Below are 6,687 nucleotides of genomic sequence, written 5' to 3'. Positions count from 1 at the left end.
CATGTATTAGGCACGCCGCCAGCGTTCGTCCTGAGCCAGGATCAAACTCTCCATAAAAGTTGAGAATGACTTGCTCATTTGCACACCGAATGTGCTTGTTTTACTTCCTTCTATACTATAGAAAGAAATCTTGACGTACTGGTTGGTTCGTTCAGTTTTCAAAGATCAATGAACTGCCTTGCGACAGTAAATAAATTCTATCATAGTTCCTCAAAATATGTCAATACTATCAAAAGTTTTTTTCTCAATATAATTGATTGATAGAACTAAGCCGCTCAAATGAGCAACGATACCCATCGTAACTAAAATCAATATTAAAGTCAACAACAAAAACAAGAAAACCAAAGCGATAGTCAGCTTTGGTTTTTTTACTCTTACACTGCCTTTACATAATAAATCGTTTTCCCTCTTTTTCTGCGGATCATACGAGCAGCTAATTTTGCGCCTCGTTTGTCATCAGTAACTAAAAGTATATCTTTTGTACACTGAAGCCGTTCCTTTAATGCCCGCTGCAAATAACTTAATGGAATATTTTCTGCACCTGGATAAGGTGAACGATGGGCAGATATATAGTCACGTATGTCAATTACACAAAAATTATCGCGAGAAGTCGATTGATTTTTGTATGGTTTTAAAGCAAAAGTTTGATAAAGACCTCTGACCATAAAAAAAACCAAGAACACGATTAATACGATACTAAATTCCAGCATTATATAAGCCCTTCCTTACCTTAGAATACAAGTTCACCTTTCCAGTCTAACATTCCGCCTTCAAGATTATGAACTTTTTGAAAGCCTTTTTCATTAAGAAATTCGGATGCATTCATACTTCTTCTTCCCGACCTGCAAACCATAACATATTCTTTTTTGGGATCAAGGTTATTAACTTCCTCCGGTACATTTCCTAAAGGAATATGCTGTGCAGTAGGAATCATTCCTTGAGCTACTTCTTCATTTTCACGAACATCTATTATATTAAGTTCTTTATTTTCATCTAAAGCTTTTTGCAATTCTTCAGGTGTCATAATTTTCACTTCACTCATTAAGATTCCTCCTTCAAAATTAGATACTTCCATTTTTATTCTATTAAATTAATGAAGCTAGTCAAGAAATTAAAACTATATTAAAGACTATCCCCTACAAGAGGATAGTCTTTGATGGTTAGTTAGCTACAATATTAACTAACTTCCCAGGTACTGCAATTACTTTACGTACAGTTTTTCCTTCAAGCCATTCTTGGATATTTGAGTGTTCTAAAGCAGCTTTTTCAAGATCTTCTTTTGAGGCGTCTGCATTAACCATCATTTTAGCTCGAACTTTCCCCATAACTTGAATAACAACTTCTATTTCGTCTTCCACAAGTTTAGACTCATCATACATCGGCCATTGTTCAAAAGTTATACTTTCCGTATTCCCTAGTATATCCCACAGTTCTTCTGCTAGATGAGGGGCTACTGGAGATAGAAGTTTCACAAAGCCTTCTACGTATTCTTTAGGAATTTCTTCTACTTTATACCCTTCATTAATAAATACCATCATTTGTGATATCCCAGTATTAAAACGAAGTTCTTCAAAGTTTTCGGTCACCTTCTGTACGGTCTCGTGATAAGTTTTTTCCATGGAGGTATCAGCACTATTCTCCTTGACAGCACTAGCAAGCTTTCCTTCATCAGTAAATAGTCGCCATACGCGATCTAAGAATCTTCTGGCACCGTCTAAACCATTTGTAGACCATGCAATTGATGCTTCTAAAGGTCCCATAAACATCTCATACAACCGCAGCGTATCTGCACCATGAGTGTTCACGATATCATCCGGGTTTACTACGTTCCCTTTAGATTTACTCATTTTTTCGTTTCCTTCGCCTAAAATCATTCCCTGGTTAAATAGTTTTTGGAACGGTTCTTTCGTAGGGACAACACCCACATCGTATAAAACTTTGTGCCAAAAACGAGCATAAAGAAGATGTAATACTGCGTGTTCTGCCCCACCTATATATACATCAATAGGAAGCCATTTTTTCAGTTTCTCGTAGTCTGCAAAAGCTTTATCATTTAAAGGGTCTATATAACGAAGGAAGTACCAGCAGCTTCCTGCCCACTGCGGCATTGTATTCGTTTCACGGCGACCCTTCATTCCTGTTTCTGGATCAACAACGTTTACCCATTCATCAATATTAGCCAACGGGGATTCACCAGTGCCTGACGGCTTAATTTCTGAAGTTTTCGGTAAGCGAATAGGCAGTTTTTCCTCCGGCACGGCTGTTATTGAACCATCTTCCCAGTGGATCACTGGAATCGGCTCTCCCCAGTAACGCTGACGGCTAAACAACCAATCTCTAAGTCGATAGGTTGTTTTTCTTTTTCCTTTATTGTTTTCTTCAAGCCAGTGAATCGTTTTTTCAATAGCATTTTCTTTGTCAAGGCCATTTAACATACCTGAATTTATGTGCTTCCCATCCCCAGTGTATGCTTCTTCTTCAATGTCTCCACCTTCAACAACAGCAATAATAGGTAAGTCATACTTGCTAGCGAATTCATAGTCACGCTCATCGTGAGCAGGTACAGCCATTATTGCACCGCTGCCGTAACTCATTAAAACGTAGTCTGCAACCCATATCGGTAATTTATTTCCATCAATCGGATTAATGGCATACGCTCCGGTGAACACACCTGTTTTATCCTTGGCTAGGTCTGTTCTTTCTAATTCACTTTTATTTTGAGCGTCATGAATGTATTGATTTACTTGGTCTTTCTGCTCAGACGTTACAATTTGAGCGACTAGCGGATGCTCGGGTGCTAATACAGCATAAGTTGCTCCATAAAGGGTGTCCGGACGAGTCGTAAACACATCGAATGCAGCGTTATGATGAGCAATTTCAAAAACAACTTCAGCACCTTCAGATTTTCCTATCCAGTTTCGCTGCATATCTTTTATGCTCTCCGGCCAATCTAAATCTTCAAGATCTTCTAACAAACGATCCGCATATTCAGTAATTTTCAGCATCCATTGTTTCATGGGGCGGCGTTCCACAGGGTGTCCCCCACGTTCGCTTTTTCCATCGATCACTTCTTCATTGGCAAGTACTGTCCCCAGTGCAGGGCACCAATTCACCGCTACTTCATCAATATAAGCCAATCCTTTTTCATAAAGTTTAAGGAATATCCATTGGGTCCACTTGTAATAATGAGGATCTGTAGTATTAATTTCACGCTCCCAGTCGTAAGAAAAACCTAATTCTTGGATTTGCCGCTTAAACGTTTGAATATTTTGTTTAGTAAATTCTTCAGGATCATTCCCAGTATCAAGAGCATACTGCTCTGCAGGGAGCCCAAACGCATCCCATCCGATGGGATGCAGAACTTCGTACCCTTGCATTCTTTTCATCCGCGATAAAATGTCAGTAGCCGTATAACCTTCAGGGTGGCCCACATGAAGTCCAGCACCTGATGGGTAAGGAAACATATCCAAAGCGTAAAATTTCTTCTTACTTGATTCCGCATCCGTTTTAAAAGTTTTATGTTCTAACCAGTAGTTTTGCCATTTCTTTTCAATCGTTTTATGATTAAATGCCATTTGCCTTCCTCCTCATTTATAAAGTCAGTAAGTATCTTTTAAAATCTGCAAAAATAAAGAAAAAAAGCCACTCATCCCAAAATAAGGGACGAGAGACTTCTCCCGCGGTACCACCCAAATTAACGTTATCACGTTCACTTGTAATCGATATCGGTGATTAAACCGGAAGAAGTTTCTTTTTCACTTCTTCGACATCCAAGGTGAGTTCACAAAGGCCCAAGAACAACTTCCACCATCCGTTGCCTCTCTATATCTTGGGGGATTTATTACTATTCCTTTTCAACGTCGTTACATATCTATTCTGTATATTATTGAATGCAAAACTCTTTGTCAAGTTCTTACGTTTATAAAGAGATTTACCCCGGGAATATGTGTGACTAAGGAGGTAGTATATGAAGAAACCTATTCGCAGACCGGGCTCACCTCCCAAAAGTGGTGTAAAACGCACAATAAACACTCCAAAACGAGTCGTGCAATCCGAAAATAAGCATCGATATAAATAAAGCTTTACAATTCAACGAGTCTGATCGTTTTATCCGCAGATGCTATAGCCAACTGCTTTCCGCCAGGTAAGTAGTCAACACAGTAATTTCCTTTTGCAGTGAGATCATAATGCTGCATTTTTAAATTTTCTAATTGAACCCTGGTTAATCGATATGGCATGGCTATAGCTACCTCTTTTTCATCTGGTGAAATGGCTATTGTATAATACCCTTCACCCCCTATGGAGTGCGACTCTAACTTTTGGTGCGCTTCCATGTCCCACAGAATTAACTTGCCATCAAACCCTGTAGACACACCATGGCGGTCAGAATCAAAAAATTCAACATTCATAGTAGCACGCTCGTGTCCTTCGAATTCTGCTAACACTTCCCCTGAAGGTATTAAAAAACGTCTGAGTTTTGAGCCGCCCCCTCCTATTATAGCATGAAGTTCCTTTGTAGCAGCAGCTAGAACCCCGCTGTTCTGTTGATCACTTTTAAACTTTTCCACTACATCTCCTTCAGGCCATTCTCTAACTCTTAACATTGATGATTTGTTACTCGTCAGCAAAAAGCGTCCATCATATGTAAAACGAAGATGACTGACTCCTGACTTTAAATCCTGCCAGCTTTTAAAAGGGGAGGAGGCTGAGATTTCATGCATTAGTATCTTTCCATCCCCTGAGGCTGAAATCAGCTTCCGTCCATCGTCAATCCATTGAATACAATTAACTGTTTTCTCATGACCTTTATATTCTTGTATTTTTTCTTGTGTATCTATATCCCATAAAAACAACTCTCCAGAAAATCCCGCCGAAAGAAGAAAACGTTCATCCGGATGATATTTTAGTTGATTAACATGTGAAGAATGAGCCTTTATCAATCGTACGTTCATTAACCCTCTCCCTTTCTTTTATAAACAGATGGTTCATGCTAAAATAATTCAGTATTTAGTATTATTTAAAGGAGCCCCACATTTATGAAACTAAAACGAGTTTTACCCTTTGCTCATGAATTAATAAAAGAAGCGCTAACTGAAGGTGATGTAGCTATTGACGGTACTTGCGGCAATGGACACGATACGGTTCAATTATGTAAGTTTGTAGGTTCGACAGGACATGTATATGGATATGACATTCAAAAGCAGGCGATTGACCATACACTTGAAAGATTGCAGAGCAACCATTTAGCTGATCGATCTACACTCTTTCAAGTGAGTCATGACCAAATCGAATCAACTATTCCTGATGAAGCTCTTTCCCGTCTAAAAGCAGCCATCTTTAACTTAGGTTACCTCCCGGGCAGTGACAAATCGGTTGTAACTAAACCAGACCCAACCATTTCTTCAGTAAGTTTAATTTTAGAGCATTTAGCCCCAGGGGGTCTCATTGTTTTAGTAGTTTATCATGGACATCCAGGAGGCAAAGAGGAAAAAGATGCTCTCCTCGAGTATGTTCAACACCTTGATCAAAAAGATTACAGCGTCTTGCAATATGGGTTTATCAATCAAAAAAATTTTCCACCATTTATAGTTGCCGTTGAAAAGAAGTAATTATGAATGGATGGCTCTTAGTTTATTATACATTTTAGTATTGAAGTAAAAGAAAGTGGCTTTCCTTCCACTAGCTCGCAGGAGTGATTTCACAAACCCCTTTGCCTGGTTTAACGTTTTCACTTTATGATCGGCTAAATATAAACCTACCAGCCCCTCATGGATCATTTCGTGAAATGAAGGGTGTGGTAAGTCTTTAATTGAGCGGTTGGTTTGTTCGACGAAATAAACGAATCGCTCTTTCATTAATTCTTCATGTTCATAGTACGCGCAAAAGTTTAGATCTCCTTCTTTCTCATCTTCTTCTTGATCGATATAATAATCAAGCAAGATGTGGAGACCCTGCATATAAGGAAAGTAACTGCTTGTGACTTTCTCAGCTAATTGTTCCGTCATATCACCACTAAGTGTGTACGAGACTAAACAAAATATCCCCAATGTGGATCCCGTACAGGCAGAGAATTCATACCATTCTAGATGCGGACATTCTTTCCGATAATGTTCATACCAGCTTTTAAGCCTTGGGATTCTCTCTTCTACCCGTACATGTTTATTTACTTGCAAGTCATTATATAAACCGCCTAACTGAGTAGTATAGGCGTTCACCTTTGGATAGTCCTGCACATTTCTTAAAACTTTTTGACACGTCAGCACTAAGGAATGTAAATAACCTCCATCGTCCTTATCCTCTCTGTAATAATAGTAGTCTTTAAGTTCATTAGATGGATTAAGAGCATCAGTCATAGAATGGTGCAGCATACGGAAATCCTGAGGATCCATTGAGGTACTCCGGTCGCACAGATTATCTAAGTAATCACTGATGGTTTGATATGCTACAATAAACTGCACAGCCTCCCTCCAATTTTCTTTAGCAAGCAGAGAATAAATCCCGCCCCCCTCACAATGAAACGTTTTTAATTTAATGCTGGCTACTGCCTGGTCTTTTAATTCTTGGTTTGGTATGGCTTCGGCTTTTTTTCTCCAGTGACTCAATTGTTTGTGAACATAAGGAAAAACTTGCTTATAAACGCGAACCATTAATGGGAATGCACGTGTAGGAACTTTCTCACCCACATTA

The 6,687-nt window shown here is 39.0% G+C and carries 6 protein-coding genes and 1 other annotated feature; of the genes, 1 reads left to right on the top strand and 5 read right to left on the bottom strand.

The window, feature by feature from the left end:
- Positions 1-374 precede the first annotated feature (374 nt).
- The 4 genes from ACGTNH_RS07715 to ACGTNH_RS07700 form a co-directional block, all read right to left on the bottom strand.
- A complete protein-coding gene (locus ACGTNH_RS07715) occupies positions 375-710 on the bottom strand; it encodes a rhodanese-like domain-containing protein (RefSeq protein WP_394586093.1) in 336 nt (111 codons plus the stop codon).
- A 20-nt stretch (positions 711-730) separates the two neighbouring features.
- Entirely contained in the window at positions 731-1,042 is a 312-nt protein-coding gene (locus tag ACGTNH_RS07710) for a rhodanese-like domain-containing protein (RefSeq protein ID WP_394586092.1), read from the bottom strand.
- Positions 1,043-1,160: 118 nt separating this feature from the next.
- Positions 1,161-3,575 carry a leucine--tRNA ligase gene (gene leuS / locus ACGTNH_RS07705; RefSeq protein ID WP_394586091.1) on the bottom strand — a complete coding sequence of 805 codons (2,415 nt, stop codon included), beginning with the start codon at positions 3,573-3,575 and terminating at the stop codon, positions 1,161-1,163.
- 81 nt (positions 3,576-3,656) lie between these two features.
- Positions 3,657-3,867, bottom strand: a binding site (T-box leader).
- Positions 3,868-4,082: 215 nt separating this feature from the next.
- Positions 4,083-4,952: a WD40 repeat domain-containing protein gene (locus tag ACGTNH_RS07700; RefSeq protein WP_394586090.1), complete on the bottom strand. Its 870-nt coding sequence runs from the start codon at positions 4,950-4,952 to the stop codon at positions 4,083-4,085.
- Positions 4,953-5,036: 84 nt separating this feature from the next.
- Between ACGTNH_RS07700 and mnmM the strand changes: the two genes are divergently transcribed.
- Complete coding sequence (gene mnmM / locus ACGTNH_RS07695; RefSeq protein WP_394586089.1) at positions 5,037-5,609, top strand: tRNA 5-(aminomethyl)-2-thiouridylate-methyltransferase MnmM; 573 nt, start codon at positions 5,037-5,039, stop codon at positions 5,607-5,609.
- On the opposite strand, the gene tbcS is transcribed toward mnmM, so the two are convergent.
- Entirely contained in the window at positions 5,610-6,683 is a 1,074-nt protein-coding gene (gene tbcS, locus ACGTNH_RS07690) for a tetraprenyl-beta-curcumene synthase (RefSeq protein WP_507161307.1), read from the bottom strand.
- Positions 6,684-6,687 lie beyond the last annotated feature (4 nt).

This window comes from Halobacillus sp. B23F22_1, assembly GCF_043497005.1.
Lineage (GTDB): Bacteria > Bacillota > Bacilli > Bacillales > Halobacillaceae > Halobacillus_A.
This window is presented reverse-complemented; position numbering and strand designations above follow the sequence as displayed.

Coding starts and splice junctions, on each gene's coding strand:
- ACGTNH_RS07700 (WP_394586090.1), bottom strand. CDS start 4,952: ATGAACGTACGATTGATAAAGGCTCATTCTTCACATGTTAATCAACTA.
- leuS (WP_394586091.1), bottom strand. CDS start 3,575: ATGGCATTTAATCATAAAACGATTGAAAAGAAATGGCAAAACTACTGG.
- ACGTNH_RS07710 (WP_394586092.1), bottom strand. CDS start 1,042: ATGAGTGAAGTGAAAATTATGACACCTGAAGAATTGCAAAAAGCTTTA.
- mnmM (WP_394586089.1), top strand. CDS start 5,037: ATGAAACTAAAACGAGTTTTACCCTTTGCTCATGAATTAATAAAAGAA.
- ACGTNH_RS07715 (WP_394586093.1), bottom strand. CDS start 710: ATGCTGGAATTTAGTATCGTATTAATCGTGTTCTTGGTTTTTTTTATG.